The following is a 26,554-nucleotide window of genomic DNA, read 5'->3' on the forward strand; positions in this document are numbered from 1 at the left end:
GGGGTAGGCGCCGGGACATGAGCCGGACGTACCACTGGACGTCCCCCGACCGCGCGGGGCATCTCGCGGGACTGGTAGCCATACTGCGTCGGCGCGTGCGCTGGCTTTCGCTGCGGATACGCGCCCGCTAGGCCTCCGGCCCAAGGCACACACCGCATGCCACGACCGCCGCCACGGCGGTGTCCACGCCTGCGGAATTCACGGTCGTGGTTGTCACGCCGGGCTCGGCCTCCGGCCCGCTACAGCGCGCATCCCTGCGTGTCGACCGGCTTGGTGTTCCGGATGCCCGCCTCGATGTCCTCGCGGATCTCGTCGGCGGTGAGCGCGTAGCCGGTCGACTCGTCGTCCAGCGACTTGGCGAAGATCACGCCGTAGACCTTGCCGTCCGGGGAGACCAGCGGGCCGCCCGAATTGCCCTGGCGGACCTTGGCGTACAGCGAGTAGACGTCGCGGCTCACCGTGCCGCGCTTGTAGATGTCCGGTCCCCCGGCCTTGATCTGCGCGCGCACGCGGGCCGCCTCGACGTGGAAGGAGCCGTTCTCCGGGAAGCCGATCACCAGGGAGTCCGAGCCCGGCGGCGCCTTCTGCTCGAACTCCAGGGGCTTGGCCTTGAGTCCGGGCACGGCGAGGACGGCGATGTCGCGGCGCCAGTCGTACAGCACGACCTCCGCCTCGTACTGCTTGCCCTCTCCGCCGATCTGCACGGTCGGCTTGCGCACGCCGCCGACCACGTGCGCGTTGGTCATGACGCGGTTCGGCGCGAACACGAAGCCCGAGCCCTCGATGACCTTGCCGCAGCTCTTCGCGGTCCCGACGATCTTGACGATGCTGTCGCGCGTGCTCTGCACGGCCGGCGAGTTGAGCAGCGCCGGGTCCGGCGGCGGTACCTGCGGGATGTCCTCGTGCACGAACGGGCTGAAGACCTGCGGGAACCCGTTGCTGTCGAGCAGGTTGCTGAACGACGAGAACCACGTGTCCGCGCCCTGCGGCAGCACCTTCTGGACGCCGCCGAGCACCTGGGACCCGCGTACCTCGCGCGCCACCGTCGGCATCGTCGAACCGGCCACCGACGACCCGATCAGCCAGACCACGACCAGCAGCGCCGACACGCTCACCACCGCGCCGCCCGCGGCGTCCACGAGCCGGGCGGGCTGCCAGGTCAGATGGCGGCGCAGTCTGCTGCCCAGCGACGTCGCCATCGCCTGGGCCAGGGTGGCCAGCACGAGCACGACGCAGATCGCCGCGATCGACGGGCCGAGCCCGGGCTCGAAGTGCTCCAGGATGTACGGCACCAGCCACATCCCGAGGACACCGCCGCCGAGGAACCCGATGAACGACAGCACGCCGACGATGAAGCCCTGCCGGTAGCCGGAGACCGCAAACGCCACTGCGGCGACGATGAGGATCAGGTCGAGGACGTTCACCTGGTCACGTTCTCACGGCGGCATGCCGAATGTCCGCAGTGGCGACGGCCTCGTCGACGTGGTGTGACGCGCCTGGCACACGCCCCGCGCCTTGCGATGCACGGCGCCGGAACACGTGAGCGGCAGCAAGACCCGACGGACCCGGCCCGACGACGTCGGGCCGTCGCCCCCAACCGTGTTGACGGTGCGTCAGCCGACGCCCGCGACTCGTCCGGACGGCGGTACGTCAGCCCGAGGCCGGATCGGAGGCGGTCTCCTCGTACCGGTCGTAGCCGCGCCGCGCCAGCCGCCACTGGGCCTCCGTCAGCTCGACCTCGCGCTCGTGGTCCCACGGCCGCTCCCAGCCCGCCAGCGCGAGGGACCGGTCCAGCAGGCCCGCGGTGAAGCCCCACACCACCATCCCGTCGACCAGGAACGCCGGACCGAGGTAACCCGTCGGATGGCGCAGGCGGGCGCGGTGCAGCGGGTCGGCCAGGTCGCCGAGCGGCACCCGGACGACGCGCGCGACCTCGCCCGCGTCCACCGGCGCCACCGGGCAGTCGTCCCGCCACCAGGCCAGGACCGGCGTCACCACGAAGTTGCTGACCGGGATGTAGAGCGACGGCAGAGTCCCGAACACCTGGACGCAGGACGGGTCGAGGCCGGTCTCCTCCTGCGCCTCGCGCAGCGCCGCGTCGACCGGCCCGGCGTCCTCGGGGTCGATCGCGCCGCCCGGGAACGCCGGCTGGCCGGCGTGCTTGCGCAGCGTATGGGCGCGTTCGAGCAACAGGACGTCGGGGCCGTCGTCGCCCTCGCCGAACAGCATCAGCACGGCGGCCTGCCGACCCCCCTGCTCGGGCGGCAGGAAACGGCTGAGCTGCTCGGGGCGGACGGCCCGGGCCGCGTCGGCGAACGGCCGGAGCCACGCGGGCAGTCCGTCCCCGACGATCGGCGCGTCCTGCCCGGTCACCTGCCCCGTCGCTTGCCCCGTCACCTGCCCGGTCATCCGACCTGACACCTGATCGGTCTCGGTCATGCGGTCCCTCATGCGGTCCCTTCTCGTGGTGCCGCCCCATCCTCGGGTGCGGCCCCGGTCGCGAGCACCGGCTTCGCCGGTGGCCGGAGGCGCTGGCCGGGCTGCCCGGCCAGTTCGTACTTCAAGAGCTTGCGGGCCTTCTCGGGGTCGGTCTCCCCTTCCCCGAACGACGGGCACAGCGGCGCGATTCCGCAGACCCCGCAGGCCGGCTTGCGGGCGTGGCAGACGCGGCGGCCGTGGAAGATCACCCGGTGCGAGAGGAGCGTCCAGTCCTTCTTCGGGAACAGCGCGCCGACCTCGTGCTCGACCTTGACCGGGTCCTCCTCGGTCGTCCAGCCGAAGCGCCGGGCCAGGCGGCCGAAGTGGGTGTCGACGCTGATGCCCGGAACGCCGTACGCCTCGCCGAGCACCACGTTGGCCGTCTTGCGGCCCACGCCCGGAAGGGTGACCAGGTCCGCGTGCTTGCGCGGGACCTCACCGCCGAACTTGTCGCACAGCGCCTGCGCGAGGCCCGTGATCGAGCGCGACTTGGCCCGGAAGAAGCCGGTCGGCTTGATGATCGCCTCCAGCTCGGCCGGCTCCGCCTCGGCCAGGGCCCCCGCGTCCGGGTACCGCGCGAACAACGCCGGGGTGACGTTGTTGACGCTGCGGTCGGTCGTCTGCGCGGACAGCACCACGGCCACGAGGAGCTGGAAGGGGTTCTCGTAGTCCAGCTCGCAGTGCGCACCGGGGTAGAGCTCACCCAGCTCCCGGTTGATCCGGCGGGCGCGGCGGACAAGAGCGACGCGGCTCTCCTGCTTTTTCACGGGCACCCGGCCAGAGTACGCAGACGGGTGCTACACATGGGGTGCGCAACCTGCCGGTCGCCCGGGCGGTCGGTGGCGAAACGCGGCGCGGAAACGGCGCGGAGGCGATGCCCGCCGGTCGGTGAGATCCTCGTATCACCACGCATACACATGATCACGCAGGGGGATATGTCCGAGACACCCGGAAGCCTCCGGATAGTGAGTCGGACCACCCGCGTGAACAAACCTGATCCGCGTGCGTCAGACTGTGACCGATCGCACTGTTTGACCGCCAGGCTCCGATCGGGTGATCGGGACCGGCAAGGAGGGACCCCTCGTGGACGACGTTCTACAGCGGGCGCCGCTGTTCGCGGCACTCGAGGACGAGGACGCCGCCGAGCTGCGTGCCTCCATGACCGAGGTCGGGCTTGAGCGCGGCGACTCGCTCTTCCATGAGGGCGACCCGGGCGACCGTCTGTACGTGGTCATCGAAGGCAAGATCAAGCTGCACCGCAGCTCGAACGACGGCCGGGAGAACATGCTCGCGGTGCTCGGCCCGAGCGAGATGTTCGGCGAGCTCTCGCTGTTCGACCCGGGGCCGCGTACCGCCACGGCGACCGCGCTGACCGACGTACGGCTGCTGGGCCTGGGGCACCAGGACCTCCAGCCGTGGCTGAACGGGCGGCCGAAGGTCGCCCTGTCGCTGCTCCGCGCGATAGCCCGCCGCCTCCGCCGCACCAACGAGAGCCTGGGCGACCTGGTCTTCTCGGACGTGCCCGGGCGCGTGGCCAAGGCGCTCCTCGACCTGTCGCGCCGCTTCGGCGTACCGGCCGAGGAGGGCATCCACGTGGCACACGACCTCACCCAGGAGGAGCTGGCCCAACTGGTCGGCGCGTCGCGCGAGACGGTCAACAAGGCCCTCGCCGACTTCGCCAGCCGCGGCTGGCTGCGCCTGGAGGCGCGGGCCGTGGTCCTTCTGGACGTGGAACGACTCTCCCGCCGCTCCCGCTGACGCGGGGCCGCGAAGGGCCTCGGGATACACGACAACAGACCGGCCGGGCGTTCGTCGTCCGGCCGGTCGGCCACGCGTTGGCCCCGGGACACGCGGCGAACCTTTGACGCGCGGCGAACCCTTGAAGCGTTTCGGACCCTCGAAGCGTTTCGAACGGTCGAATCGCGTCAGATGATCAGGGGCGTCCGTTGCGCTTTCTGAGGTAGTCGAGCTGGGCTCGGACGGACATCTCGGCGGCCCACCACAGGCCCTGGTCGACGTCGGCGTAGACGCGTTCGACGACCTCGCGGGCGGTGGTGTCGCCGAGGGCCACGGCCTCCTCGACCTGGGCGAGGCGCTGGGCACGGTGTTCGAGGTAGAACTCGACGACGCCCAGGGCGTCGTCGAGGACGGGGCCGTGGGCGGGCAGGACGCGGCTCACCTCGCCGGTTTGGACCAGCGCGCGCAGGCGGGCGAGCGAATCGAGGTAGTCGCCCAGCGTGCCGTCCGGGTGCGCTACCACCGTGGTGCCGCGGCCGAGGATCGTGTCGCCGGTCAGGACCAGGTCGTCGGCCGGCAGCACGAAGGACAGCGAGTCCCACGAGTGCCCGGGCGTCGCCATGACGCGCAGCTCCAGCCCACCGGTGGTGACGACGTCGCCCTCCACCAGCCCCTCGCTGCCGAGCCGGTGCACGGGGTCGAGCGCGCGGACGCCGCACCCGGCCAGCTCGGCGAGCCGTGCGGCGCCCTCGGAGTGGTCCGGGTGGCCGTGCGTCAGCAGGATCTCGGCGACGCGTACGCCGCGCTCCTCGGCCGCCGCCAGGACCGCGGCCAGATGTCCCTCGTCGAGCGGCCCCGGGTCGATCACCACCGCGCGGTCCGCTTCCGGCTCCGCGACCAGCCACGTGTTGGTGCCGTCCAGCGTCATCGGGCTCGGGTTCGGGGCCAGGACACAGGTGGTACGGGCGGTCGCCGGACCCGCCACGACCTGCCGCGGGTCCCCGGGGATGCGGTAAGAGTCCATGTACCCAGTCTTTCCGAGTCGCTCCGAGTCCGTTCAGGCGGGCCTGGTCTGAGGTCCGTATGCGCACGGCAGGCGTAGCGCGGTCGCCGCCGCCTCCGGCCGCACCCCGCAGTCCCTCACCCGGTCCCGAACGGGTCCGGGATGCCCGCCCACTCGATCACCAGCCGGTCCCCGTCCAACCTCGGCCTGGCCATGATCGCTGTGAGGTCCCGGTCGGCCGCCGCGTCCCGGGCGGCCGCAGGTGAGTCGTATGCCGCCAAATTGCGCAGCGTCTCGATCGTCGGCGGCAGCATGCCCAGTTCCCCGGACTTGAGCCCCTCCAGCGCGTCGGCCGGACGCGCCCACGCGACGCGGTCCGCCTCCCCCGACACGTCGCGCGTACGCTGCCCCTCCGGCAGCGCGGCGACGAAGAACCATGTGTCGTACCGCCGGTCCTCGAACTCCGGCGTGACCCAGCGCGACCACGCGCCCAGCAGGTCGGAGCGCAGCACCAGGCCGCGGCGGTCCAGGAATTCGGTGAGCCCGAGCGTACGGTCGACCAGGGCCACGCGATCGGCCTCCCAGTCGTCGCCCGTGGTGTCGGACACGACCGACTCGGTGTCGGGACCGGCCAGCAGGACGCCCGACTCCTCGAAGGTCTCGCGTACCGCCGCCGCGACGATCGCCCGGGCCTCGGCCGCCGACGTCCCGAACCGCTTGGCCCAGTCCTCGGGCGCCGGGCCCGCCCACGCCACCTCGTGGTCGGCGTCGCGCGGGTCGACGGCCCCGCCCGGGAACGCGTACATGCCCGCCGCGAACTTCATGCCCGCGTGCCGCCGCAGCAGGTACGCCTGAGGTCCGTCGGGCCGCTGCCGCAGCAGAACGACGGTGGCCGCGCGGCGCGGCTCGGCGGGCTCAAGGTCGCCGTCGAGAATCGCGCGGGCGCGCTCCAGCCAGGACGCGGGAAAGCCGGGCGTTGTCATGCGGCGGATGCTACGCGGCGTCGAGAGTTTTTGACAGGTCGTCAGTTTTGCGGTGCGGCACCCACCAAAGGGGGCAGACACCGACGAATCCACCGAACGCAAACTCGGCCGACCGACAACCCGCCGCAAGATCAGCCGTCGGCGCCGGGCCGCCGGGCGACGTCCGAAAACGACGCCGCCCCCGCGCCCCGACGACGCCTCACACCACCTCGACGACGATCTCCACCTCGACCGGCGCGTCCAGCGGAAGCACCGCGACGCCGACCGCGCTCCGGGCATGCCTGCCCGCGTCGCCGAAGACCTCGCCCAGCAGCTCGCTCGCCCCGTTCAACACGGCCGGCTGGCCGGTGAAGCCGGGGTCGCTGGCGATGAACCCGACGACCTTGACCACCCGGCGGACCAGCGCCAGGTCGCCCAGCTCCGCCTTGACCGCGGCCAGCGCGTTGAGCGCGCAGCGCTGCGCGAGGGCCTTGGCGTCCTCGGGCGTCACCTCGGCGCCCACCTTGCCGGTCTGCGGCAGCGTGCCCTCCACCATCGGGAGCTGCCCCGACGTGTGGATGTAGTTGCCGGTACGCAGCGCCGGCACGTAGGCGGCCACCGGCGGCACCACACCCGGAAGGGTCAGGCCGAGCTGCGTCAGCCGATCCTCCGGGTGCACGAACTCGTCCGTCACGATTGCTTCTCCCGCTTGAAGTACGCCACCAGGTTCTCCGGGTTCGGCCCCGGCACGACCTGGACGAGCTCCCAGCCGTCCTCACCGAAGGTGTCGAGGATCTGCTTGGTGTTGTGGATCAGCAACGGCGCGGTGAAGTACTCCCACTTCTTCATGGGACGGGACTCTAACGCGGCTCGGGGGTGTCGACCGCACGCCACGGGACGGGGCTCGACAGGACCATCGTGCTGGACGGCGTGCCGTGCTCGGCGAGCCGGTCGATCAGCACCTGGAAGTCGTGCATCGTCGGGGTCGCCACCATCAGCAGACAGCAGGCGTCCCCGGTGACCCGGTGCAGTTGCAGCAGCTCGGGCCAGTCGCGTACCTCGTCCGCGTCGCGCCTCAGAAGGCAGCCGGGGCCGTAGCAGCTCATGCGGACGAGGGCGACGACGCCGCGCCCGGCCGCGGCCGGATCGACGTGGGCGTGGTAGCCGGTGATCACCCCGGCGCGCTCCATGCGGCGCACGCGGTCGGCGACGGTGGGCGGGGACAGGCCGACCCGCCGCGCGAGTTCGTTGTAGGACGTACGGGCGTCCCGCTGGAGCTCCGCGAGGAGCCTCCGATCGGTCGCATCCAGCGCCATCTGGGACACCTTTTCGATCGTCAAACTGTGCTTTGTTTCGCTTTTCCATCGTAAGACGATCGGCCCGTATCGCCGCTGATCGTCCATTCACAACCGCTCACCTCGGCGCTTCGATAAAGGCACTCAGCGGACCGGCGGCAAGGTGGTGGGTGATGGGCGGCACGACCGCGGGAACGGAGGTCGGCATGTCCGGGATCTGTCCCATGGGTATGGGCGGCGGCGGCACGAGCGGCGGTACGGGTGGCGGTGGAGCAACCGCGAGCGTGCAACAGCCGCAAGCTCCACCGCCGCAACAGCCGCGCACGAGGTACGCCGACCAGCCGCCGTACGCCGACTACATCGGCCTCGACCGCCTGCTCAGCCTCCAGCACCCGCGCACCGACGAGCCGTCCGAGATGTCGTTCGTCATCGCGTCGCAGGTCATGGAGCTGCTGTTCGCACTGCTCAAGCACGAGTGGACGGTCGCCCGCGAACTGCTCGACCGCGACGAGGTGGCCGACGCCACCCGCGTACTGCGGCGCAGCGTGCGGCAGGCGGACGTCCTCGTGGACTCCTGGGACCTGCTGGCCACGCTGACGCCCGCCGAGTTCGGGGCGTTCCGCGAGGCGCTGGGCGAGGCGTCCGGCTTCCAGTCGCACCTGTACCGCGAGCTGGAATTCCTCCTCGGCCTCAAGCGGGCGAACGTCATGCGCCTGTACGACGAAGTCCCCGCCGTGCACGCCGAACTCGACGCCGCCCTGCACGCCCCGAGCCTGTACGACGCCGCGCTCGCCGCCCTGCACCGCCGCGGCCTGCCGGTGCCCGCCGCGGCGCTGGAGGCCGACCGGACCCGCGCGTACCGGCCGGACCCGGGGGTCGAGGCGGCGTGGGCCGAGGTGTTCGCGACCGGCACCGCTTACCCGGACCTGCGCGACCTGGGCGAAGTGCTCACCGACCTGTCCGAGCGCTGGACCCGCTGGCGGGAACGCCACCTCGCGGCGACGCTGCGCGCACTCGGCAACCGCCCGGGCACAGGCGGCTCGTCGGGGGCGGAGTGGCTGGAGCGGACGGTACGCGACCGGGTCTTCCCGGACTTGTGGACGATGCGCACATCCGTGATCTGATTCGCCGACTCGCACCACCGACCCGCACCACCGAACCGAATCGCCGGTGCGAATCGCCGGTGCGAACAGCCGGTCACACCGCCGGTCCCGAGCGCCGAACCGAACCGCCGCTCCACGAACCGTCTCCGGCCTCCGCCGCCACCGCCCCACCGCCCCACCACCCCACCGACACAAAGCCACCCGAGACCCGCCGCCGATCCGTTTGGGGAACCGACCGTGCCCGACACGTCCCGAGCCCACGCCCAGGCCCTTGACGCCCGCGACCCGCTGGCCCCGCTGCGCAAGCGCTTCCGCCTCCCGGAAGGCGTCCTCTACCTCGACGGCAACTCGCTGGGCGCGCTGCCCGCCGACGTGCCCGGCACCCTCGACGACGTGGTCCTGCGGCAGTGGGGCGTCGACCTGATCCGCTCATGGAACGACAACGACTGGTGGAACGCGCCGACCCGGGTGGGCGCCGCGATCGCGCCCATCCTCGGCGCGGCCGAGGGCCAGGTCGTGTGCGGCGACTCGACCTCCGTGCAGTTGTTCAACGCCCTGGTCGCGGCCGTGCGCCTGCGTCCCGGCCGCCCGGTGATCCTCACCGACCCCGACACCTTCCCGACCGACGGCTACCTCGCCGACTCGGTGGCCCGCCTGTGCGGTGCGACGGTGCGGCGCGTACCCGCCCAGGAGGCGGTGGCGCTGCTCGGCGGCGAGGAGGGGGCGGACGTCGCGGTCGCGGCGTACAACCATGTGGACTACCGCACGGGCGAACTGCGCGACCTCGCCGGCCTCACGCGCGCGGCCCACGACGCGGGCGCGCTGGTGCTGTGGGACGTCTGCCACACCGCGGGTGCGGTCCCGATCGACGCCGACGCACACGACCTGGACTTCGTGGTCGGCTGCTCGTACAAGTACCTGTCGGGCGGCCCCGGCGCGCCGGCGTTTCTGTACGTCGCGCGGCGCCTGCACGAGGTCTTCGACCCCGCGCTCACCGGGTGGCACGGCCACAAGGAGCCGTTTGCGATGGAGGCCGGCTACCGACCCGCCGACGGCATCGCGCGCGCCCGTATCGGCAGCCCGCCGCTGCTCAACATGCTGGCGCTGGAGGCCGCGATCGGCGTCTTCCGGGAGACCGACATGGCCGCGATCCGCGCGAAGAGCCTCGCGCTGACCGACCTGTTCATCGCCTGCGTCGAGGAGTTGGACGCGGGCTTCGGCCTGGAGGTCGTCACCCCGCGCGACCACGCCCGCCGCGGCAGCCAGGTGGCGGTGCGGCACGGCGAGGCGCACCCGGTGATGGCGGCGCTGATCGAGCGCGGTGTGATCGGCGACGTACGCCCGCCCGACATCCTGCGGTTCGGCTTCAACGCGCTGTACGTGTCCTACACGGACGTCGTCGACGCCGCCGCGGTCCTCGGTGACATCCTGGCCACCGGCACGCACCGGGAAGCCCGCTTCGCGGTACGCGCCACCGTCACCTGACCGGGCATCAGGTCCGCGGGTCTGCCGGTTGTCCGGTGATCCGGTTGTTCGGTCGTCCGGTCGTCCGGTCGTCCGGTCGTCCGGTCGTCCGGTCGTCCGGTCGTCCGGTAAGCGCACGCCGGCAGATGTACGCCTGCCACCCCCGCCCCCGTCCCGTGTGGGAGTGATGCCCGTCACCCGCACGGACCGCGGGCGGTTCGGTCGCCCGGGGGGTGGTTAGTCTCGACAATGTGAGCCAGGTGACTGAAGCGGACAATCCCCGCACGGCGGGTCCGGAATCCGACGGGGACACCGATTGGGAGGGCGTCCGCCTGCACATCGTGAGCGGCAAGGGCGGCACCGGCAAGACCTCTGTGGCCGCCGCGCTCGCGCTGGCCCTCGCCCACGGCGGACGCCGGACCCTGCTCGTCGAGGTCGAGGGGCGGCAGGGCATCGCCCAGCTCTTCGAGACCGCCGAACTCCCGTACGAGGAGCGCAAGATCGCGGTGGCCCCGGGCGGCGGCGAGGTGTTCGCGCTGGCCATCGACCCGGAAGAGGCCCTGCTCGACTACCTCGACATGTTCTACCACCTGGGCCGCACCGGTAAGGGCCTCAAGAAGCTGGGCGCGATCGACTTCGCGACCACCATCGCCCCCGGTCTGCGCGACGTCCTCCTCACCGGCAAGGCCTGCGAGTCGGTGCGGCGGCGGCTCAAGGGCGACCGCGGGCAGTGGGCGTACGACGCGGTGGTCATGGACGCGCCGCCGACCGGCCGGATCAGCCGCTTCCTCAACGTCAACACAGAGGTCGCCGGGCTCGCGCGGTTCGGCCCGATCCACTCGCAGGCCGAGGCGGTCATGCGGGTGCTGCGCTCGCCGGAGACGGCCGTACACCTGGTGACGCTGCTGGAGGAGATGCCGGTGCAGGAGACCGTGGACGGCGTCGCCGAACTGCGCGGCACGGGGCTGCCGGTGGGCGGCGTGGTGGTCAACATGGCCCGGCCGCCGCTGAGCGTCGACGACGAGACGGACACCGGGCGCAGACTCGGGCCGGAACTGCTGGACACCGGGTTGCGGGCGGCAGGCGTACGGCCCACCAAGGCGCTCGTGGCGGCGCTGCTGCACGAGGCCGACGAGCACGCGAGCCGGATCGCGCTGGAGACGGAGGAGCGGCGTACCGTACGCGGCCTCGGCCTCCCGGTGTACGAACTGCCGCTGCTCCCCGACGGCGTCGACCTGGGCGGCCTCTACCGCCTCGCCGACGCGCTCCGCGAGCAGGGGGTGGCATGACCCCGGCACGTAGCAGCTCGGCGCGCAGCAGCTCGACAGGCAGTAGTTCGGCGCGTACCGGCTCGGCAGGCACCGGCAGCGCACGCAAGGGCTCCGCAGGCAACGGCTCTGCTCGCAAGGCCACCACGCCCAAGGCCACCGCGCGCAGTGCCCGGCCGGCCACCCACACGCTGGAGATCGACCCGCTGATCGACGACCCGTCGACGCGCATCGTGGTGTGCTGCGGATCGGGCGGCGTCGGGAAGACCACGACCGCCGCGGCGCTGGCCCTGCGGGCCGCCGAACGCGGGCGCGACGTCGTCGTACTGACCATCGACCCCGCGCGGCGGCTCGCCCAGTCGATGGGGCTGACCGAGCTGGACAACACCCCACGGCGGGTGGACGGGGTCGACGAGACCAAGGGCGGCAGCCTGCACGCGATGATGCTCGACATGAAGCGCACGTTCGACGAGATCGTCGAACAGCACGCCGACCCCGAGCGCGCCCGGCAGATCCTGGAGAACCCCTTCTACCAGTCGCTGTCGTCGAGCTTCGCCGGTACGCAGGAGTACATGGCGATGGAGAAGCTGGGCCAGCTCCACTCCGGCGGCTCGTGGGACCTCATCATCGTCGACACCCCGCCGAGCCGCTCCGCCCTCGACTTCCTGGACGCCCCGCAGCGGCTCGGTTCGTTCCTCGACGGGCGGCTCATCCGCATACTGTCCGCGCCGGCGAAGGTCGGCGGGCGCGGTGCGCTCAAGTTCCTGTCGGCGGGCATGGGACTCATGACGGGTGCGCTGAGCAAGGTCGTCGGGACACATCTGCTCACCGACATCCAGACGTTCGTGGCGGCGCTCGACACGACGTTCGGCGGCTTCCGCAAGCGGGCGGACGCGACGTACAAGCTGCTCCAGGCGCACGGCACGGCGTTCCTGGTGGTGGCGGCACCGGAAAAGGACGCGCTGCGCGAGGCGGCGTACTTCGTCGAACGGCTGGACTCCGAGTCCATGCCGCTCGCGGGCCTGGTGCTCAACCGCGTGCACGAGACCAGTGCGGGCCAGTTGTCCGCCGAACGGAGCACCGCCGCGGCCGAGGCGCTGCTGGAACAGGCGTTCGACCTGGACGACGAGTCCAGCGAGGCGCCGACCGAGACCGATGAGGGCGCGTCCGATGAAGGTGCGTCCGATGAACACGAGTCCGCGGAGCCTTTGTGTGAGCCCGGCGCGGACGGGCCGTCGGCGGAGGACCTTCGGCTGGTCGCCGGGCTGCTCACCCTGCACGCGGAACGCCTGCGCATGATCGGACGCGAGGAGCGCGTACGGACGCGCTTCACGTCCATCCACCCGGACGTCCCGATCGTCGAGGTACCCGCGCTCCCCGGCGACGTCCACGACCTCGACGGCCTGCGGACGATCGGCCGCCACCTGGGCTGAACGCCCGTGGGCCGAACGCCCGAACCGCCCGGACCGGTCCCGCCCGGGCCGCCCCTGACAGGCGGCACGTCGCGGATTCACCGACGGACGACCGGTGTTCGGCACGCGGAAGCCCGGCGCGCCACCCGGGTCCCCGAGCCGGGGCCTGACTCCCGGGCCCGGTGGACCATGAGTGCGCGTCGGACGCCTGCGCGTCGGCTGGTGCGCTGTGCGTGGTGCTTACGGGTGGTGCCTACAGGTGGTGCATATAGGTGGTGCGGTGCTCCGGAGCCGCGCGGCGCCGCATGGTGCGGATGGCCGTCAGCCTGCCGCGCGCAACCCCAAATTGTCGTGATAGTCGGCGTGGATGTCCCGCTCGTATTCCTCGCGGGCCGTTTCCAAGAGCCTGCGCCAGGACGTGACCGTCGGCCTGCGGCGCAGCAGAGCGCGGCGTTCCCGCTCGGTCATCCCTCCCCAGACACCGAACTCGACCCGATTGTCGAGGGCGTCGGCCAGGCATTCGGTACGCACCGGACACCCGGTACATACGGCCTTTGCGCGATTCTGGGCCGCCCCCTGCACGAACAGCTCATCCGGATCGCTGGCGCGGCACGCGGCCAGTGCGTTCCAGTCGGTAACCCAGCTCATGCTGGTGCCGTCCTCTCCCGATTCGAGGCTCCCCCTACGGCGGCGACGGGGAAATCCCGTTGCCAAGCAGGACGCTACGAAAAGACGGGCGCGCGCAACAGCCCCTACTGGGCGGTCATGAATGACCCGGACGGACTATGCGCAAATATGGGCCCACCCGTCCGGGTGAAAACTCTTGCGCGACCTGGGGCTATGGCCCGTGGTCCCCCTCCGAGGGGCCGCCGGGTAGGTCCCGCCTTGGACCGAATTCACTCGAAAGGGTGAACGAGGTGAGGGGAGCTGTCCCCCGGCTGCTGTTACAGACTAAGCGAAGTCCCTCCGACTTGCGGGCGGTTTCGCCACGTAGTCTGTGCCGCATGGCCCGTACCCCCTCCGGCAGGACCCGCCCCGGCGCACCCGGTCGAAGTCCCACGCGCCCGATGTCGTTCATAGGATTCACCGGCCGTCTCGCGGCGTTCGTCGGAGCCAGCATCCTGGCCGGCGCTCTCGTCGCGGGCATCGCGCTGCCCATCGTGGGCGGCCTCGGCCTGACCGCGAAGGCCGGTGCGGAGAACTTCGACGACTTCCCGGACGAGTTGGAGGCACCGTTCCTCGCGCAGCCGTCGACGATCTACGACGCCGCGGGCAACCAACTCGCCACGGTGTACGACCGGTACCGCATCCTCGTCGGCATCAACGACGTCGCGCCGCTCATGCGCAAGGCGATCGTGGCCATCGAGGACTCGCGGTTCTATGAGCACGGGCCGATCGACCTCAAGGGCACACTGCGCGCCCTCATCAAGAACCAGTCCGGCGGCGAGGTGCAGGGCGGCTCCAGCCTGACCCAGCAGTACGTCAAGAACATCTTCGTAGAGCTGGCCGGCGACGACCAGGCCAAGGTCGCGGACGCCACGAAGCAGGAGCTCTCCCGCAAGATCAAGGAGCTCAAGTACGCCATCGGGATGGAGCAGCGCTTCACCAAGGACCAGATCCTGGAGCGCTACCTCAACATCATCCCGTTCGGCCAGCGCGCCTTCGGAGTCGAGGCCGCCGCGTTCCGCTACTTCGGCGTCAAGGCCCGCGACCTGACGCTGCCTCAGGCCGCGCTCCTCGCGGGCATCGTCAACGCGCCGACGAAGTACGACCCGATCGCGCAGCCCGAGGCCGCCAAGACGCGGCGCAACATCGTGCTCCAGCGCATGGCCGAGGTCGGCGCGGTGCCGCAGGTCGAGGCGGACCAGGCCAAGCTGACCGAGCTGAACCTCAACGTCCAGACGCTTGAGAACGGCTGCATGGTCGCCAACAAGTTCAACGGCTCGGCCTTCTTCTGCGACTACGTGCGCAACGTGATGAAGAACGACCCGGTCTTCGGCAAGACGAAGGAAGAGCGCGACGCCCTGTGGCGCGCGGGCGGGCTGCGCATCAAGACGACGCTCGATCCGAAGATGCAGGAGGCGGCGTACAAGGCGGCCACCGAGGGTGTGCTGCAACAAGAGGAGGTCGCAGACGCCGTCGTGATGGTCGAGCCGGGCACGGGCAAGATCAAGGCGATGGCGCAGAGCCGGCCGTACGGGTTCGAGGACGTCAAGAACGAGACCGTGATCAACTTCTCGGTGGAGAAGGCGCTCGGCGGCTCGACGTTCGGCTTCCAGCCGGGATCCACGTTCAAGGCCATAACTGCGGCGGCGGCCCTGGAGGCCGGGTTCTCGCCGGGCCAGGCCTACACGACCGAGTCGTACATCATGAAGTACGACAAGGAGAAGTTCACCACCTGCGACAACCAGACGGTGCTCGGTGACGGCTGGGACGGCAAGAAGGGTCTGAAGAACGAGTCGAAGAGCGAGTTCGGCACGTACGACATGCAGACCGCGCTCCAGTACTCGATCAATACCTACTTCGTGATGCTGGAGAAGGACGCCGGCCTCTGCCAGGTCGCGACCCTCGCCGCGAGCATGGGCATCACCCAGGGCAACGGCAAGCCGCTGGACCAGGTCCCCTCGCTGACCCTCGGCAGCCAGACGGTGACCCCGCTGATGATGGCCAACGCGTACGCGACCTTCGCCGCCCGCGGCAAGTACTGCGAGCCGCGCGCGATCACCGAGGTCACACGCCTCGACGGCACCAAGCTGCCGATCCCGGCGATCGACGGCAGCAACTGCCGCCAGGTGATCAAGGCCGAGAACGCCGACATCATCAACTACCTGCTCAACGGCGTGACCGAGCGCGGTACCGGCAAGCAGGCCAACCTCTCGCGCGAGGCGGCCGGCAAGACCGGTACGACGGACGAGAAGAAGAACGCCTGGTTCGTCGGCTACACGCCGCAGCTGTCCACCGCGGTCTGGGTCGGCGGCCCGAAGACGCAGAAGACCATGGAGCCGTCCGGCGGCATCATGATCGGCGGCAAGCGCGTCACCCAGGTCTTCGGCGGCTCGGTCCCGGCACCCATCTGGCAGAAGGCGATGACCAAGGCCCTGGCCGGTCAGCCCGAGCTGCGGTTCACGCCGCCGGCCGCGGGGGTCATCCCGCCGCCCGTGCCGCAGCACGCGCCCAAGCCGGAGGACAAGCCGGACGACGATCAGAACAAGCCCGACCCGAACCGTCCCGGCAACCCGGGGACTCCGGGCACGCCCGGCATCCCGGGGATCCCCGGATTCCCGACCACACCGGCCAGGCCGCCGGGCAACGACCGGTGATCTGTTGACCCGCTGACCCCGGTTCTCCCGATCGGGTCCGAAGCACACGTGAGGCCCGCTCCGATCCCGGAGCGGGCCTCACACGTTTCTCGTTCCGGGGCTGTCCGGTCCGGTCGGCTCCGGTCAGCTCCCCAACTGACTCTTGATCTCGGCGGCGATGCGCCCGCCTTCCGCACGGTCGCCGACCTTGGGCCGGACCACCTTCATGACCTGGCCCATCGCGGACGGCCCGGAGGCACCCGTCTCCGCGATCGCCGCCGCCACGATGTCCTTCAGCTCCGCGTCGTCGAGCTGCTTGGGCAGGTACTCGGCGAGGACCTCACCCTCCGCACGCTCCCGGGCGGCGGACTCGGCGCGGCCCCCCTGGTCGAACGCCTCGGCGGCCTCGCGGCGCTTCTTGGCCTCGCGTACCACGATCTTCAGCACCTCGGCGTCCGAGAGCTCCCTGGCCTCCTTGCCCGCGACCTCTTCGTTCGTCACCGCGGTCAGCGTGAGGCGAAGCGTCGAGGAACGCAGCTCGTCACGCGCGCGGATGGCCTCGGTCAGGTCGTTCTGGAGGCGGCTCTTGAAGGTACCCATGCCCCTAGTGTCGCAGCAGCCCCGCGCACGCCCCCACCCAATTAGCCACCGATCAGCCGCCCGACCTGCAACGCGACCCGCACCCGGCGATACGCGACACGCACCACTCCCTTCTCCCATTACGCCTCCCAGACCAGCGGCGGCTCCCCGTCACCGGCCGTCCTCTGGAACCATGGGAAGAATGCGAACGAAGTTTGCGCTTCCCCTGGGGATCGCCGCCACGGGTGCCGCCTGCCTGACCTACGCCGCCGCCTACGAGGCCCGATCGTTCCGGCTCCGCCGCGTCGACATCCCGGTCCTGCCCCGCGGCGCGCGTCCGCTGCGGGTGCTCCAGGTGTCCGACATCCACATGGTGTGCGGCCAGCGCAAGAAGCAGGACTGGCTGCGCCGACTGGCCGCCCTGAAGCCGGACTTCGTCCTCAACACCGGCGACAACCTTTCCGACCCCGAGGCCGTCCCGGAAACCCTCGACGCGCTGGCCCCGCTGCTCGCCCTGCCCGGCGCGTACGTCTTCGGCTCGAACGACTACTTCGCCCCGCGCCCCAAGGACCCGACGAGCTACCTCCGCCGCGACGACGGCACCCGCCGCTTCGGCGTCGAGAACCCCTGGACCGAACTGCGCGACGGCTTCGACGGGGCGGGCTGGGAGAACCTCAACAACGCACGCGGCCGCCTCAAGCTGGACAGCATCGAGGTGGAACTCGTCGGCCTCGACGACCCGCACATCGACCGCGACCGCTACGAACTCGTCGCCGGGGGCCCGGACCGCGCCGCCCAACTCTCCCTCGCCGTCGTGCACGCCCCCTACCGCCGCGCCCTCGACGCCTTCACCGCCGAGGGCTACCCCCTCGTCATCGCCGGGCACACCCACGGCGGCCAGGTCTGCGTCCCCTTCTACGGCGCCCTCACCACCAACTGCGACCTCGACCGCAAGCGCGTCAAGGGCCTCTCCCGCTACGACTCCGCGGGCAACGAGACCTACCTCCACGTCTCCGCGGGCTGCGGCACCTCCCGCTACGCCCGCTTCCGCTTCGCCTGCCCCCCCGAGGCCACCCTCCTCACCCTCACCCCCGCCTGACCTGCACCTTCTCCCGCACCAAAACCGGATTTCGCCTGGGCCCACCCGTCCGCTAAGCTAAACGCGCATCAACGGGGTGTGGCGCAGCTTGGTAGCGCGCTTCGTTCGGGACGAAGAGGTCGTGGGTTCAAATCCCGCCACCCCGACGCTGATGTACCAGGTCAGGGGCCTGATCCGAGAAATCGGATCAGGCCCCTGACTCGTTTCGCGACTGTTCGCGATCGCGACCGTTCCGATGTTCCGACTGCCGTCTTCTCGATGAGGGCGTCCGCGGTGTAGGGCTCGGCGTCCGTCATGGTTGCCGAGTCATCCGGCGCGGGCTGGTCGGCGGCCCGTCCCGGCTCTGGTGGCGGCCCGGACGCGCAGCAGACACACCTTTGTTCCTTGGCGGCGCGATGAGTTTCGCCGTCTTCCTCCGTCTATTAGGTGAACACGAAGGAAGCGGACGACCAAACTACGGAACAGGTGGCAGCCATGTTGGACCAGCAGTTCACCGCAACCCTGTTGAAGAGCCCGAACAAGGGAGGCTGGACCTACGTCGTGTGGCCCGGGTCCGCCGAGTTCTTCGGCACCCGCGGCCTGGTGAAGGTGCGGGGCACGATCGACGGACACCCGTTTCGGAGCTCGTTCATGCCTCTGGGGGACGGCACCCACAAGCTGCCGGTGAAGGCCGACGTGCGCGCGGCGATCGGCAAGACCGAAGGCGACAGCATCACCGTGCGCCTGGAGGAACGAGTGGACTCATGACACCGCTCGGCCCTCGAAGTCCCGGTTGGTGACCACGAGATCCGACCCCGGCAGTCTGGTCCGGTCGAACTCGGGCCGAGCGACGAACCGCGGGGCACACGCTTCTCGCGGCCGTCGATGACCACACGTTCAGCGGACGCGTGCCGTCAGTGGGAGAGTTGCCGCAGTGTGGCGCCGGAAAGGGCGGCGGGCTTCGGCTCGTGCGAGGCCGCGCCCTCCTCCCCTCGCCGTCGGACGAACCCCGAACGTGCGGCATTCTCCCCGGCGCCGGCGACGAGTCCACGCCCGGGACGGTTGTGGACGCCGACAAGCCGGCGCGGGTGTCCGGCGGTCTGCGGCGCTGTGGTGGGAAGCATCTGCGAAATGCCTCGCGGCGCGGCGGGCGTGGTCACACTGGGTTTATGGCCAGTGACGATGAACAGGCGTGGCCGTTGTGGGTGACCTTGGTGACGGCTCCCGATCACCCGGTGACCGCGGCCGCCGAGGCGGACGCGCGGGACGCGGCTGTGCACTTCGGGCACTACGTGATCCGCGGGCCGGTCTTCGGACTGGTGGCCCGCGCGGAGGGGGAACGGGGATGGCGGGCGCTGACCTCGATCAGCCGGGGCGACGCCCAGTCCGCGCGCGACAGCATGCAGTCGAAGCTGTGGTTCCGTGCGAAGGACGAAGCGGAGGACCGTGTCCAGCGACGCGAACTCCTGCACGCCGTCAAGCGGCTGGAGTCTGAGCGCATCGACGAGATGACCGTGCTCGGCGTCCAGTACAAGGTGGTGCGCGCCGACGAGATCGTCTACACGCGGGACGGCACCGTCGAGGGACCGCGGCCGACCGACCCGGAGCCGGCCGATCCGGAATGGGGCACGCAACGTGTGGGGCCGGACCTCGACGACGGCCTGGTCATCGACCCCGCCATCCCGGTCAGTCCCATGACGGCAGCCGAACGCCACGCCCTGGGCGGGCTGCACTACACCGCGTCCCGGTACCCCGAGGACGTCCGGGCGGACTCCGCGAACGCGCTGCACACCCACCCCGCCGTGATCCTGCTTCCGCCCTCGTTCGCCATCCTTGAGGAGACCCCCGGCACCTGGTCCCCGGTCGGCGGCGGCCTGCACACCACCGCCCAAGAGGCCCGCAAGCAGCTCCACTTCCTTCTGGACTGGCTGTGGCCCCGCGTTCCGCAGGACGGCGGCGGACTCGCACCCGAGCAGTTCCGGGAGGCGGCCGCCCTGCTTCGAGCCGAGCCCCGCGCCCGGGCCTACGAACTGCTGGGCCGCCGGTTCCTCGTCGCCCGCGTGGCCCGCGTTCTGCGCATCGGCCCCGACGGCCCCGAAGGCCCCCGTCCCTCCGACGTCGACATCTCCGACCCCGGCGAGCAACACGCCCCCATGGACGAGGACGGCACCATCCACTACGGAGCCTGAGGCGAAGCCTTGCGCAGACGGGATGGGCGAGTTCCGAGCGGCCGACCGATCACCGACGTGTGAGGGAGTCGAGGAGTTCGCGGCCTTGGGGCCAGAAGCCCAGGTTGCCGGCTGAGTTGAGGTGCCCGTTGGCTCCTGCCGGGTGGTAGCACGCGTGCCACCCGGTTGCGAAGTCGGCGGCTGTTTCGGGGGTGCAGTACGGGTCGTTGGTGCCGGCGACCACGACGCTCGGGCACGGCAGGGGCTGAGCGGACAGCTTGGTGAACGTCGCGGCGGCCTGGCGGGGGAATGCCGGGCCGAGTGGATCGGGCGGGGCGACGAGCAGCGCGCCGAGGACCGGGGTCGACGGGTGCCGGGTCAGCCAGGTGGACGCCGCCCAGCAGCCCAGGCTGTGGGCCACGAGCACGACGCGGTCGTCTTGGCGGGCGGCGGCGTCGTACGCCGACTGGACGGCGTTGACCCAGTCGTCCAGATCAGGGGCAGACCAGGAGGTCGGGGCGATCCTCACCGCCGACGCACCCCACTGCCGTTCCCAGAGGGTCTGCCAGTGCTGTTCGTCCGAGCCGTCGATGCCGGGGATGATGACGTACGCGACCACTGCCTGCCACCGTTTCATTCGTCAGACCCGGATGGTCCCTGGGTACCTGGCGCAGATTCTGGAGGAAGCAGCGGGACGATGGCCGCGGCGCAAATGATCTCAAAGAAGATGGTGCGGACAACGATGGAATCACTCGACCGGATCGACCGGGACATCCTCACTCTGCTCCAGGCCGAGGGCCGGTTGTCCGGCGCCGAGGTGGGGCGTCGCGTGGGGCTCTCGCAGCCTGCGGCCAGTGCGCGCATCCAACGGCTGGAGAAGAGCGGTGTGATCACCGGCTATCGGGCCGTGGTCGACCCGGCGGCCCTTGGGCTGCACATCCAGGCGGTCATTCGGCTGCGGACCACGCATGCGCAGCTTGCGCGCGCCCTGGACTTTGCTTCGCAGACTGCTGAGATCACGTCCATCCTGAGGGTCACCGGCGAAGACTGCCTCATCTTCGACGTCCACTGTCCGGAGGCAGGGCGCCTCGAAGAGGTTGTCGACGCTCTCGCGCGCTTCGGACCCGTGACCACCTCGCTGGTGCTTCGTTCCTATCCCTCGAAGCCGCTGACCAGCGCCACGCCAACGGCGACGTAGCTTGTGGCGGCGGTCTGCGGCGTCGAACCAGCCGTCCAGGGAACGGACTTGCACGGTGAGCCCGTCGGGGGCGACCACGCGGGCGGCGGATGAGGTGGCGGCGTCCCTGCGCGCGCAGCTTCTACGGCAGGGGCGGCCTCAACTGCGGTGACGGCCTCCCGGTGTGCTTCGGACGCGGACTCACGCTGAACGAGGAACTCCACGTTGGTCAGCGGCACTTACCGCTCCAACCGCCGCGCCCGATCAGGCGTTTGTGCCCGCGTCCACCGTGATCGCCGCGCCGGTGATGTGGCGTCCGTCCGGCCCGACGAGGTGCGCGACCGTCGCGGCGACGTCGTCCGGGGCCAGGAACCGTCCCAGCGCCGTGAGTTCGCGTTGTCCGTCGGCGTCCGGGGCGTTCGCGGGGTTCATGTCGGTGTCGGTCGAGCCGGGGTGGACCACGTTCGCCGTGATGCCGCGCGGGCCCAGGTCGCGGGCCAAACCGCGGGTCAGGCCGCCCAGTGCGGCCTTGCTCGCGGCGTACAGCGTCACGCCCGCGAAGGGCACGCGGTCGGCGAGGTTGCTGCCGATGGCGACGATGCGCCCCTCCTGGTCGGGCAGGTGGCGGAGCGCCGCCTGCGAGGCGAGGAAGGCCGCGCGTACGTGCACCGCGAGCGTATGGTCCAGCTCCGCCAGAGTGACGTCCTCCACCGGGCCGCTGGGGAACACCCCGGCGTTGTTGACCAGGATGTCCAGGCGTCCGAACTCGGCGGCGGCCCGGTCGACCGCCGCGGTGACGGCGGCCGCGTCGGCGGCGTCCGAGCGCAGCGCGAGCGCGCGGCGGCCGGACGCCTCGACGTCCGCGACCACCTTGGCGGCGTGCTCCGCCCCGGCCGGACTGACGTACGTGAACGCGACGTCCGCACCGTCGCGGGCGAGCCTGCGGACGATCGCCGCGCCGATCCCCCTGCTGCCCCCGGTGACCAGCGCCGCCCGGCCCGCGAGGGCGCGGCCGTCCCGCGGCAGCTGTGTGGGTGCGGTAGGTGTGCTCATGCCTTGACCTCAATTCTGTGCTGATTGACACAGAACCTTGGCAGGCTCCATCCGCGCACGTCAAGGCATATATTGAAGGAACGACACAGAATTCACGGCGGAAGGACCGACTCATGGCGAGAGCCGCCGGGCGCCCCCGGAGCTTCGACCGCGACACCGCACTCGCAAACGCCATGCGCGTCTTCTGGGAACGCGGCTACGAAGCCACCTCCATGGCCGACCTCACCACCGCCATGGGCATCGCGTCGCCCAGCCTCTACGCCGCGTTCGGCTCCAAAGAGCAGCTCTTCCGCGAGGCCGTCGCCCTCTACGACGCCACCGTGGGTGCCGCCGTCGACCGTGCCCTCGTCGACGAACCCACCGCCCGAGACGCCGTGTCCGCCATCCTGTACGCCAACACCCGCACCGCCGACGCGGACGGCCCGGCCGGCTGCATGCTCGTCGTCGCGGCCACCAACTGCACCGAGGCCAACGCGCCCGTACGCGACCTCCTCGCCTTCCGCCGCGAGGAGGGCCGCCGAGCCCTCCAGGCCCGGCTCGACCAGGCCGTACGCGACGGCGAACTCCCGTTCGGCACCGACACCGCCGCAATCGCCGGCTATTACACCGCCATCGTCCAGGGCCTCTCCATCCGCGCCCGCGACGGCGCCTCCGAAGCCGAACTCACCCGCACCGCCAACCTCGCTATGGCCGCCTGGAACACCGTCGCGGCCGCCGCCCGCCCGACCAACTGACGCACGAAGCAAAGCAGTTGGAGATCGCATGCAGCGGCCGCCCGAAGGTTCGCGAAGCGGGGGTCGGCATCCGGCCCGCGTACGGACTGAGTAGCACCCCCGCAGCCTGACCGACCACGCCCCACCTACCCACCACCACCGCTTGCCGTCTTCACGAATTGAAAGTTTCTGCAATTCCATACATCATGGCCAGTGCGTGCGCCAGATGAGCCGCCCGATGGGCCGTGAGGGTCGTCCGGCTTCGGTCGTGCGCTGCCGACCGCGCTTGTCGGGCACGCGGGCGGCACCGGCCGGTGGAGAACCGGCCGCCGGACCGGTGCGGTGTGCGTGGGTGCGCGCGAGACCGCCGTGAGAGGGCGGTTGCCAGCGTGGACGCGGAAGACGGCGGTGCGGCCGAGGAGTTCGCCGCAGCAGTGCGGGCCCGGGTGGTACAGGCCCGTGCGGACCTCGCGGAGGCGGCGTCCCGGCAGGACGGATCGGCGGTGCAGGAGGCGGTGGACGAGCTGGAGGAAGCGCTGTCGACCGCACGGGCGCACGACGTCGAGCTCCCCGGGCCGGGCATCATCGACTCCGAGCCGCCTGCCCACGGTGGGCCCGAGGGCGGCGAGACCGAGTCGGGGAGAAGCTCATGATGGCGCCGGTTCCGCTGTACCAGGCGAAGGCGGAGTTCTTCCGCATGCTCGGACACCCGGTGCGCATCCGGGTGCTGGAGCTGCTCCAGAACGGCCCGATGCCGGTGCGCGACCTCCTGGCGGCCATCGAGGTCGAGCCGTCCAACCTGTCCCAGCAGCTCGCGGTGCTGCGCCGCTCCGGCATCGTCACCGCCACACGCGACGGGGCGACCGTGGTCTACCAGTTGGCCGGCGGCGACGTCGCGGACCTGATGCGCGCCGCGCGCCGCATCCTCACCGAGATGCTGGCGGGGCAGAACGAACTGCTGGAAGAGCTGCGCGAGGCGGAGGCGTCCGCCTGATGGGCACTTGATGGGCGCCTGCTTCCGCCCGGCGTCGGAACGGCGTGCCTTCGCGGTCTACATCTCCGGGATCCGCACCGGCCACCTCCGCACCCTCGACGCGCTCGACGTGATCGATGAACTGCGGGCTGCCGGGAGGGTGTTCGACAGCACGCCGGAGGCGATCGCGGCAGCCCGGCACAACCTGCACCACACCGGCATCCTTGCCGCCTGCGACATGCGGGAAGACAGCAGAATGGAGAGCGCGCGATGACGGCGAACGGCTCCGCCGCGCCCCGGCTCGTCGAGGTGTCCGGCGCCGAGGCGCTGTGGCTGCTGGGCGGCGCTCGCGGCGGCCGCCTGGTCTTCACGGTCAACGGTGTGCCGGGGGTACGCCCAGCCCGCCACGTATGGGAGCACGGCACCCTGGTCGTCCGGGCGCCGGTGCCCAAGGCCGTGCTCGCCGATCCCGGGCGGACACAGGACCTGGTCCTCTACCAGGCCGACGACATCGACCCGGCGACCGGCGGCGGCTGGCAGGTCACCGCCACCGGCCCGGCCGAAGCCGTCAGCCACCCCGACGAGGCGGCGCACTACCGCAGCGCGCTGCCGGGTTGGGCGCACGGGCCGCACGACCTGATCCTGCGCCTGCGCCCGCAGCTGGTCCACGGCCACCGCCTCGGCCACCTGCTCACCCCCGTGCCGGGAGAACCGTCGTGACCGAACAGCCCGCCACCGCACCGCAGTCGCCGGAGTCCGGGGTCGGATCCGGACCTGCGCCCGAGCCGCGGCCGACGCCGCCGGTCCGGCGCGGGGAGTCCCAGAAGGACATCGAACGCGGCATCATCCGCTGGATGTTCGTCTTCTTCTTTGCCACCCACCTCATCGGCGGGGCGATCTGGCTGGCCATCTACCTGACCGGCAACGGCGGCGGCTGACCCAGCAGTTCGACGCCGCGTCCGGTGGTCGGCACACAAGAGCCGCCCCACAGCGCCCCCGGCGGGGAGACGTCCGCTCGCGCGTCCCTCCGCCCCCGGCGGCACCCCTGTCCGGTGTGGTGCCGGGGCCTGCTGCCCGCGAGGCACGACCAGGTCCGGCCTCAGGTCATCGCCACGATGCGCGACGACCTGCACCCCTCCGTGCGGACCGCGCCGGGCGGCTGAACGGTGCCGGGGCCGCCGTCCCGGAAGCTCCGGGTACGAGGACGACGTGGCGTTCGGCGGGCATCAGACGATCCCGCCGTTGGCGCGGACGACCTGGCCGTTGACCCAGTGCCCGGCCGGGCTCGCGAGGAACGCGACCACCTCGGCGATGTCCCCGGGCGTGCCGAGGCGTTCGAGCGGGGGCTGCTTGGCCAGGTGGTCGACGACCGCCTGGTCCTTGCCGTCGAGGAAGAGGTCGGTGGCCGTCGGTCCGGGCGCGACCACGTTGGCGGTGACGTCCTTGCCGCGGAGCTCCTGGGCGAGGATCTGCGTCATGGTCTCGACCGCGGCCTTGCCGGACGCGTACGCCGCGTACCCGGGGAAGCGCAGGCCGACGACGGACGTCGACAGCGTGACGACGGCGCCGCCGGGCCGGACGCGCCGGGCGGCCTCGCGGGCCATGACGAAGGAGCCGCGGACGTTGGTGCGGTAGAGGGCGTCGAGGTCGGCCAGGTCGAGGTCGGCGACCGGGGAAAGAGCCATGCGTCCGGCCGAGTTCACGACGACGTCGACGCCGCCGAACTCCCGCTCGGCGGCGTCGAACATCGCCGCCGCATCCGCCTCGTCGGCCACGTCGGCGCGGACCGCGACGGCCCGGCCGCCGGCCGCGGTGACGGCGTCGACCGCCTCGGCCGCTGCGTCCGCCGCCGACGCATACCCGACGACCACGGCGTAACCCTGGCCTCCCAACGCCTCGGCGATGGCCCGTCCGATCCCCCGGGAACCGCCGCTGACGACGGCGACACGCTCGCTGCTCATGGAAGCCTCCGATCTCATACCAGCGATACCCGTCTTTCGTATCGCCGTTATGAATCGACCATAGCACCACTTCGCCCCCTGCGCTAGCGCCGCTAGCGTCGCTACGTATCATTGATTCCATGGTGGATCCGGAGCAGCTCAGGACGCAGATGGTGGAGGCCGCCGAGCGGCAGCTCGCGGCGTCGCCGGACTTCGACATCGCGACCCGCTCGGTCTGCGAGGCCGTGGGCGTCACGCAGCCGGTGCTGTACCGCCTGTTCGGCGACAAGCGCGGCCTGCTGGACGCCGTGGCGGACCACGGCTACGAACGGTACGCGCGGCTCAAGGCGGCCCAGGAGCGGACCGGCGACCCGGTCGCCGACCTGCTGGCGGGATGGGACGGCCACATGGCGTTCGCCCGCGCCGATCCGGCGCTCTACCAGCTCATGTTCGCGCCGCGCCCCTGGTCGCACTCGAACGCCCGCGACCGGGTGTTCGAGCTGCTGGTCGCCGCGCTGGTGCGGTGTGCGGCGGTCGGCGCCCTGCGGATGGAACCGCGGGACGCCGCCGGGATGGTCCTCGCCGCCAACGTCGGCGTCGCGCTCGACCACATCGCGGAGCCCGCCCGGTTCGACAGCCCCGAGCGCTCGCACCGGCTGCGCGACGCGGTGTTCGCCCGCGTCCTGACCCCGGCCGCGGCACCGGGTGCCGGGCACGACGACGAGGATCCGGTACGCGCGGCCGCCCGCCGCCTGCACGCCCAACTGCAACTGGCCGGTGCCGAGGCGCTGGAGCCCGAGGAGTCCGCCCTGCTGCTGAGGTGGCTCGACCGCATGACGGGGCCTCGGTAAC

30 protein-coding genes and 1 tRNA gene are annotated in these 26,554 nt (G+C 71.3%); 18 read left to right on the forward strand and 13 right to left on the reverse strand.

All coding sequences use genetic code 11. The features are described 5' to 3' along the window. Positions 1-239: 239 nt before the first annotated feature. The 3 genes from ACRX5S_RS19730 to nth all read right to left on the reverse strand — a co-directional run bounded on the left by ACRX5S_RS19730 (position 240) and on the right by nth (position 3,251). Positions 240-1,424, reverse strand: a complete 1,185-nt coding sequence (locus tag ACRX5S_RS19730) for a MarP family serine protease (RefSeq protein WP_436774300.1) — start codon at positions 1,422-1,424, stop codon at positions 240-242. Positions 1,425-1,650: 226 nt separating this feature from the next. Further along, a complete protein-coding gene (locus ACRX5S_RS19735) occupies positions 1,651-2,439 on the reverse strand; it encodes an NUDIX hydrolase (protein ID WP_436774301.1) in 789 nt (262 codons plus the stop codon). 8 nt (positions 2,440-2,447) lie between these two features. Next, entirely contained in the window at positions 2,448-3,251 is an 804-nt protein-coding gene (nth, locus tag ACRX5S_RS19740) for an endonuclease III (protein ID WP_436774302.1), read from the reverse strand. Positions 3,252-3,561: 310 nt separating this feature from the next. Between nth and ACRX5S_RS19745 the strand changes: the two genes are divergently transcribed. Then, positions 3,562-4,236, forward strand: a complete 675-nt coding sequence (locus ACRX5S_RS19745; protein ID WP_235053408.1) for a Crp/Fnr family transcriptional regulator — start codon at positions 3,562-3,564, stop codon at positions 4,234-4,236. Positions 4,237-4,411: 175 nt separating this feature from the next. Here ACRX5S_RS19745 and ACRX5S_RS19750 read toward each other — a convergent pair whose 3' ends face one another. The 5 genes from ACRX5S_RS19750 to ACRX5S_RS19770 form a co-directional block, all read right to left on the reverse strand. Beyond that, on the reverse strand, positions 4,412-5,239 hold the full coding sequence (locus tag ACRX5S_RS19750; RefSeq protein ID WP_436774303.1) for an MBL fold metallo-hydrolase: 828 nt from the start codon (positions 5,237-5,239) through the stop codon (positions 4,412-4,414). A 116-nt stretch (positions 5,240-5,355) separates the two neighbouring features. Continuing rightward, positions 5,356-6,201 carry an NUDIX hydrolase gene (locus tag ACRX5S_RS19755; protein WP_436774304.1) on the reverse strand — a complete coding sequence of 282 codons (846 nt, stop codon included), beginning with the start codon at positions 6,199-6,201 and terminating at the stop codon, positions 5,356-5,358. 199 nt (positions 6,202-6,400) lie between these two features. Then, positions 6,401-6,874, reverse strand: a complete 474-nt coding sequence (locus tag ACRX5S_RS19760) for a RidA family protein (RefSeq protein ID WP_436774305.1) — start codon at positions 6,872-6,874, stop codon at positions 6,401-6,403. Next, entirely contained in the window at positions 6,871-7,029 is a 159-nt protein-coding gene (locus ACRX5S_RS19765; protein WP_231773247.1) for a DUF4177 domain-containing protein, read from the reverse strand. Before ACRX5S_RS19765 ends, ACRX5S_RS19760 begins: the two co-directional genes overlap by 4 nt. Positions 7,030-7,040: 11 nt before the next feature. Continuing rightward, the gene (locus ACRX5S_RS19770; protein ID WP_436774306.1) at positions 7,041-7,496 is read right to left on the reverse strand and encodes an Lrp/AsnC family transcriptional regulator; all 456 of its coding nucleotides are present in this window, start codon (positions 7,494-7,496) and stop codon (positions 7,041-7,043) included. A 152-nt stretch (positions 7,497-7,648) separates the two neighbouring features. On the opposite strand from ACRX5S_RS19770, the gene ACRX5S_RS19775 reads away from it, so the two are divergent. From ACRX5S_RS19775 to ACRX5S_RS19790, 4 genes are all read left to right on the forward strand, one after another. After that, positions 7,649-8,599: a tryptophan 2,3-dioxygenase gene (locus ACRX5S_RS19775; RefSeq protein WP_436774307.1), complete on the forward strand. Its 951-nt coding sequence runs from the start codon at positions 7,649-7,651 to the stop codon at positions 8,597-8,599. 216 nt (positions 8,600-8,815) lie between these two features. Next, positions 8,816-10,063, forward strand: a complete 1,248-nt coding sequence (gene kynU, locus ACRX5S_RS19780; RefSeq protein ID WP_436774308.1) for a kynureninase — start codon at positions 8,816-8,818, stop codon at positions 10,061-10,063. A gap of 311 nt (positions 10,064-10,374) precedes the next feature. Continuing rightward, positions 10,375-11,331, forward strand: coding sequence for an ArsA family ATPase (locus tag ACRX5S_RS19785; RefSeq protein WP_436774405.1), 957 nt, complete (start codon positions 10,375-10,377; stop codon positions 11,329-11,331). Continuing rightward, on the forward strand, positions 11,328-12,743 hold the full coding sequence (locus ACRX5S_RS19790) for an ArsA family ATPase (RefSeq protein WP_436774309.1): 1,416 nt from the start codon (positions 11,328-11,330) through the stop codon (positions 12,741-12,743). Before ACRX5S_RS19785 ends, ACRX5S_RS19790 begins: the two co-directional genes overlap by 4 nt. Before the next feature lie 300 nt (positions 12,744-13,043). Here the strand turns inward: ACRX5S_RS19790 and ACRX5S_RS19795 are convergent, their stop codons facing one another. After that, on the reverse strand, positions 13,044-13,370 hold the full coding sequence (locus ACRX5S_RS19795; RefSeq protein WP_436774310.1) for a WhiB family transcriptional regulator: 327 nt from the start codon (positions 13,368-13,370) through the stop codon (positions 13,044-13,046). Positions 13,371-13,789: 419 nt separating this feature from the next. Here ACRX5S_RS19795 and ACRX5S_RS19800 point away from each other — a divergent pair, with 419 nt between their 5' ends. Beyond that, positions 13,790-16,042 (forward strand): transglycosylase domain-containing protein, encoded by a 2,253-nt coding sequence (locus ACRX5S_RS19800; protein ID WP_436774311.1) that lies wholly within the window; start codon positions 13,790-13,792, stop codon positions 16,040-16,042. Positions 16,043-16,165: 123 nt separating this feature from the next. Here the strand turns inward: ACRX5S_RS19800 and ACRX5S_RS19805 are convergent, their stop codons facing one another. Continuing rightward, complete coding sequence (locus ACRX5S_RS19805; RefSeq protein WP_436774312.1) at positions 16,166-16,621, reverse strand: GatB/YqeY domain-containing protein; 456 nt, start codon at positions 16,619-16,621, stop codon at positions 16,166-16,168. A gap of 181 nt (positions 16,622-16,802) precedes the next feature. Between ACRX5S_RS19805 and ACRX5S_RS19810 the strand changes: the two genes are divergently transcribed. The 4 genes from ACRX5S_RS19810 (at position 16,803) to ACRX5S_RS19825 (ending at position 19,867) form a co-directional block, all read left to right on the forward strand. Next, positions 16,803-17,699, forward strand: a complete 897-nt coding sequence (locus ACRX5S_RS19810; RefSeq protein WP_436774313.1) for a metallophosphoesterase — start codon at positions 16,803-16,805, stop codon at positions 17,697-17,699. A gap of 72 nt (positions 17,700-17,771) precedes the next feature. Then, a tRNA-Pro gene (locus ACRX5S_RS19815) sits at positions 17,772-17,845 on the forward strand. Between the two features lie 328 nt (positions 17,846-18,173). Beyond that, entirely contained in the window at positions 18,174-18,446 is a 273-nt protein-coding gene (locus ACRX5S_RS19820; protein WP_436774314.1) for a DUF1905 domain-containing protein, read from the forward strand. A gap of 401 nt (positions 18,447-18,847) precedes the next feature. Further along, positions 18,848-19,867, forward strand: a complete 1,020-nt coding sequence (locus ACRX5S_RS19825; protein ID WP_436774315.1) for a DUF5954 family protein — start codon at positions 18,848-18,850, stop codon at positions 19,865-19,867. A 49-nt stretch (positions 19,868-19,916) separates the two neighbouring features. Here the strand turns inward: ACRX5S_RS19825 and ACRX5S_RS19830 are convergent, their stop codons facing one another. After that, entirely contained in the window at positions 19,917-20,483 is a 567-nt protein-coding gene (locus tag ACRX5S_RS19830) for an RBBP9/YdeN family alpha/beta hydrolase (protein ID WP_436774316.1), read from the reverse strand. Positions 20,484-20,543: 60 nt separating this feature from the next. Here ACRX5S_RS19830 and ACRX5S_RS19835 point away from each other — a divergent pair, with 60 nt between their 5' ends. After that, the gene (locus ACRX5S_RS19835; protein WP_436774317.1) at positions 20,544-21,044 is read left to right on the forward strand and encodes an Lrp/AsnC family transcriptional regulator; all 501 of its coding nucleotides are present in this window, start codon (positions 20,544-20,546) and stop codon (positions 21,042-21,044) included. 243 nt (positions 21,045-21,287) lie between these two features. On the opposite strand, the gene ACRX5S_RS19840 is transcribed toward ACRX5S_RS19835, so the two are convergent. After that, positions 21,288-22,076: an SDR family NAD(P)-dependent oxidoreductase gene (locus ACRX5S_RS19840; protein WP_436774318.1), complete on the reverse strand. Its 789-nt coding sequence runs from the start codon at positions 22,074-22,076 to the stop codon at positions 21,288-21,290. Between the two features lie 113 nt (positions 22,077-22,189). Between ACRX5S_RS19840 and ACRX5S_RS19845 the strand changes: the two genes are divergently transcribed. From ACRX5S_RS19845 to ACRX5S_RS19870, 6 genes are all read left to right on the forward strand, one after another. Further along, on the forward strand, positions 22,190-22,810 hold the full coding sequence (locus ACRX5S_RS19845; RefSeq protein ID WP_436774319.1) for a TetR/AcrR family transcriptional regulator: 621 nt from the start codon (positions 22,190-22,192) through the stop codon (positions 22,808-22,810). Between the two features lie 368 nt (positions 22,811-23,178). After that, positions 23,179-23,442 (forward strand): hypothetical protein, encoded by a 264-nt coding sequence (locus ACRX5S_RS19850; protein WP_436774320.1) that lies wholly within the window; start codon positions 23,179-23,181, stop codon positions 23,440-23,442. Further along, on the forward strand, positions 23,442-23,783 hold the full coding sequence (locus ACRX5S_RS19855; protein WP_436774406.1) for an ArsR/SmtB family transcription factor: 342 nt from the start codon (positions 23,442-23,444) through the stop codon (positions 23,781-23,783). The genes ACRX5S_RS19850 and ACRX5S_RS19855 overlap by 1 nt, the downstream gene beginning before the upstream one ends. Before the next feature lie 10 nt (positions 23,784-23,793). Next, positions 23,794-24,036, forward strand: a complete 243-nt coding sequence (locus ACRX5S_RS19860) for a hypothetical protein (RefSeq protein ID WP_436774321.1) — start codon at positions 23,794-23,796, stop codon at positions 24,034-24,036. Continuing rightward, positions 24,033-24,482 (forward strand): pyridoxamine 5'-phosphate oxidase family protein, encoded by a 450-nt coding sequence (locus tag ACRX5S_RS19865; protein ID WP_436774322.1) that lies wholly within the window; start codon positions 24,033-24,035, stop codon positions 24,480-24,482. The genes ACRX5S_RS19860 and ACRX5S_RS19865 overlap by 4 nt, the downstream gene beginning before the upstream one ends. Continuing rightward, entirely contained in the window at positions 24,479-24,700 is a 222-nt protein-coding gene (locus ACRX5S_RS19870; RefSeq protein ID WP_436774323.1) for a hypothetical protein, read from the forward strand. The genes ACRX5S_RS19865 and ACRX5S_RS19870 overlap by 4 nt, the downstream gene beginning before the upstream one ends. A 288-nt stretch (positions 24,701-24,988) precedes the next feature. On the opposite strand, the gene ACRX5S_RS19875 is transcribed toward ACRX5S_RS19870, so the two are convergent. Next, on the reverse strand, positions 24,989-25,723 hold the full coding sequence (locus ACRX5S_RS19875) for an SDR family oxidoreductase (RefSeq protein ID WP_436774324.1): 735 nt from the start codon (positions 25,721-25,723) through the stop codon (positions 24,989-24,991). A 119-nt stretch (positions 25,724-25,842) separates the two neighbouring features. Between ACRX5S_RS19875 and ACRX5S_RS19880 the strand changes: the two genes are divergently transcribed. Next, entirely contained in the window at positions 25,843-26,553 is a 711-nt protein-coding gene (locus ACRX5S_RS19880; protein ID WP_436774325.1) for a TetR/AcrR family transcriptional regulator, read from the forward strand. Position 26,554 lies beyond the last annotated feature (1 nt).

The organism is Yinghuangia sp. YIM S09857, assembly GCF_051388915.1.
Lineage (GTDB): Bacteria > Actinomycetota > Actinomycetes > Streptomycetales > Streptomycetaceae > Yinghuangia.

Bases quoted from the DNA above. Each gene is read 5' to 3' on its own strand.
- ACRX5S_RS19765 (WP_231773247.1), bottom strand. From the start codon at position 7,029: ATGAAGAAGTGGGAGTACTTCACCGCGCCGTTGCTGATCCACAACACC.
- ACRX5S_RS19875 (WP_436774324.1), bottom strand. From the start codon at position 25,723: ATGAGCAGCGAGCGTGTCGCCGTCGTCAGCGGCGGTTCCCGGGGGATC.
- ACRX5S_RS19755 (WP_436774304.1), bottom strand. From the start codon at position 6,201: ATGACAACGCCCGGCTTTCCCGCGTCCTGGCTGGAGCGCGCCCGCGCG.
- ACRX5S_RS19880 (WP_436774325.1), top strand. From the start codon at position 25,843: ATGGTGGATCCGGAGCAGCTCAGGACGCAGATGGTGGAGGCCGCCGAG.
- ACRX5S_RS19840 (WP_436774318.1), bottom strand. From the start codon at position 22,076: ATGAGCACACCTACCGCACCCACACAGCTGCCGCGGGACGGCCGCGCC.
- ACRX5S_RS19805 (WP_436774312.1), bottom strand. From the start codon at position 16,621: ATGGGTACCTTCAAGAGCCGCCTCCAGAACGACCTGACCGAGGCCATC.
- ACRX5S_RS19770 (WP_436774306.1), bottom strand. From the start codon at position 7,496: ATGGCGCTGGATGCGACCGATCGGAGGCTCCTCGCGGAGCTCCAGCGG.
- ACRX5S_RS19825 (WP_436774315.1), top strand. From the start codon at position 18,848: ATGGCCAGTGACGATGAACAGGCGTGGCCGTTGTGGGTGACCTTGGTG.
- ACRX5S_RS19830 (WP_436774316.1), bottom strand. From the start codon at position 20,483: ATGAAACGGTGGCAGGCAGTGGTCGCGTACGTCATCATCCCCGGCATC.
- ACRX5S_RS19835 (WP_436774317.1), top strand. From the start codon at position 20,544: ATGGCCGCGGCGCAAATGATCTCAAAGAAGATGGTGCGGACAACGATG.
- ACRX5S_RS19735 (WP_436774301.1), bottom strand. From the start codon at position 2,439: ATGACCGAGACCGATCAGGTGTCAGGTCGGATGACCGGGCAGGTGACG.
- ACRX5S_RS19845 (WP_436774319.1), top strand. From the start codon at position 22,190: ATGGCGAGAGCCGCCGGGCGCCCCCGGAGCTTCGACCGCGACACCGCA.
- ACRX5S_RS19790 (WP_436774309.1), top strand. From the start codon at position 11,328: ATGACCCCGGCACGTAGCAGCTCGGCGCGCAGCAGCTCGACAGGCAGT.
- ACRX5S_RS19855 (WP_436774406.1), top strand. From the start codon at position 23,442: ATGGCGCCGGTTCCGCTGTACCAGGCGAAGGCGGAGTTCTTCCGCATG.
- ACRX5S_RS19865 (WP_436774322.1), top strand. From the start codon at position 24,033: ATGACGGCGAACGGCTCCGCCGCGCCCCGGCTCGTCGAGGTGTCCGGC.
- ACRX5S_RS19775 (WP_436774307.1), top strand. From the start codon at position 7,649: ATGGGCGGCACGACCGCGGGAACGGAGGTCGGCATGTCCGGGATCTGT.
- ACRX5S_RS19810 (WP_436774313.1), top strand. From the start codon at position 16,803: ATGCGAACGAAGTTTGCGCTTCCCCTGGGGATCGCCGCCACGGGTGCC.
- ACRX5S_RS19800 (WP_436774311.1), top strand. From the start codon at position 13,790: ATGTCGTTCATAGGATTCACCGGCCGTCTCGCGGCGTTCGTCGGAGCC.
- ACRX5S_RS19860 (WP_436774321.1), top strand. From the start codon at position 23,794: ATGGGCGCCTGCTTCCGCCCGGCGTCGGAACGGCGTGCCTTCGCGGTC.
- ACRX5S_RS19820 (WP_436774314.1), top strand. From the start codon at position 18,174: ATGTTGGACCAGCAGTTCACCGCAACCCTGTTGAAGAGCCCGAACAAG.
- ACRX5S_RS19795 (WP_436774310.1), bottom strand. From the start codon at position 13,370: ATGAGCTGGGTTACCGACTGGAACGCACTGGCCGCGTGCCGCGCCAGC.
- ACRX5S_RS19750 (WP_436774303.1), bottom strand. From the start codon at position 5,239: ATGGACTCTTACCGCATCCCCGGGGACCCGCGGCAGGTCGTGGCGGGT.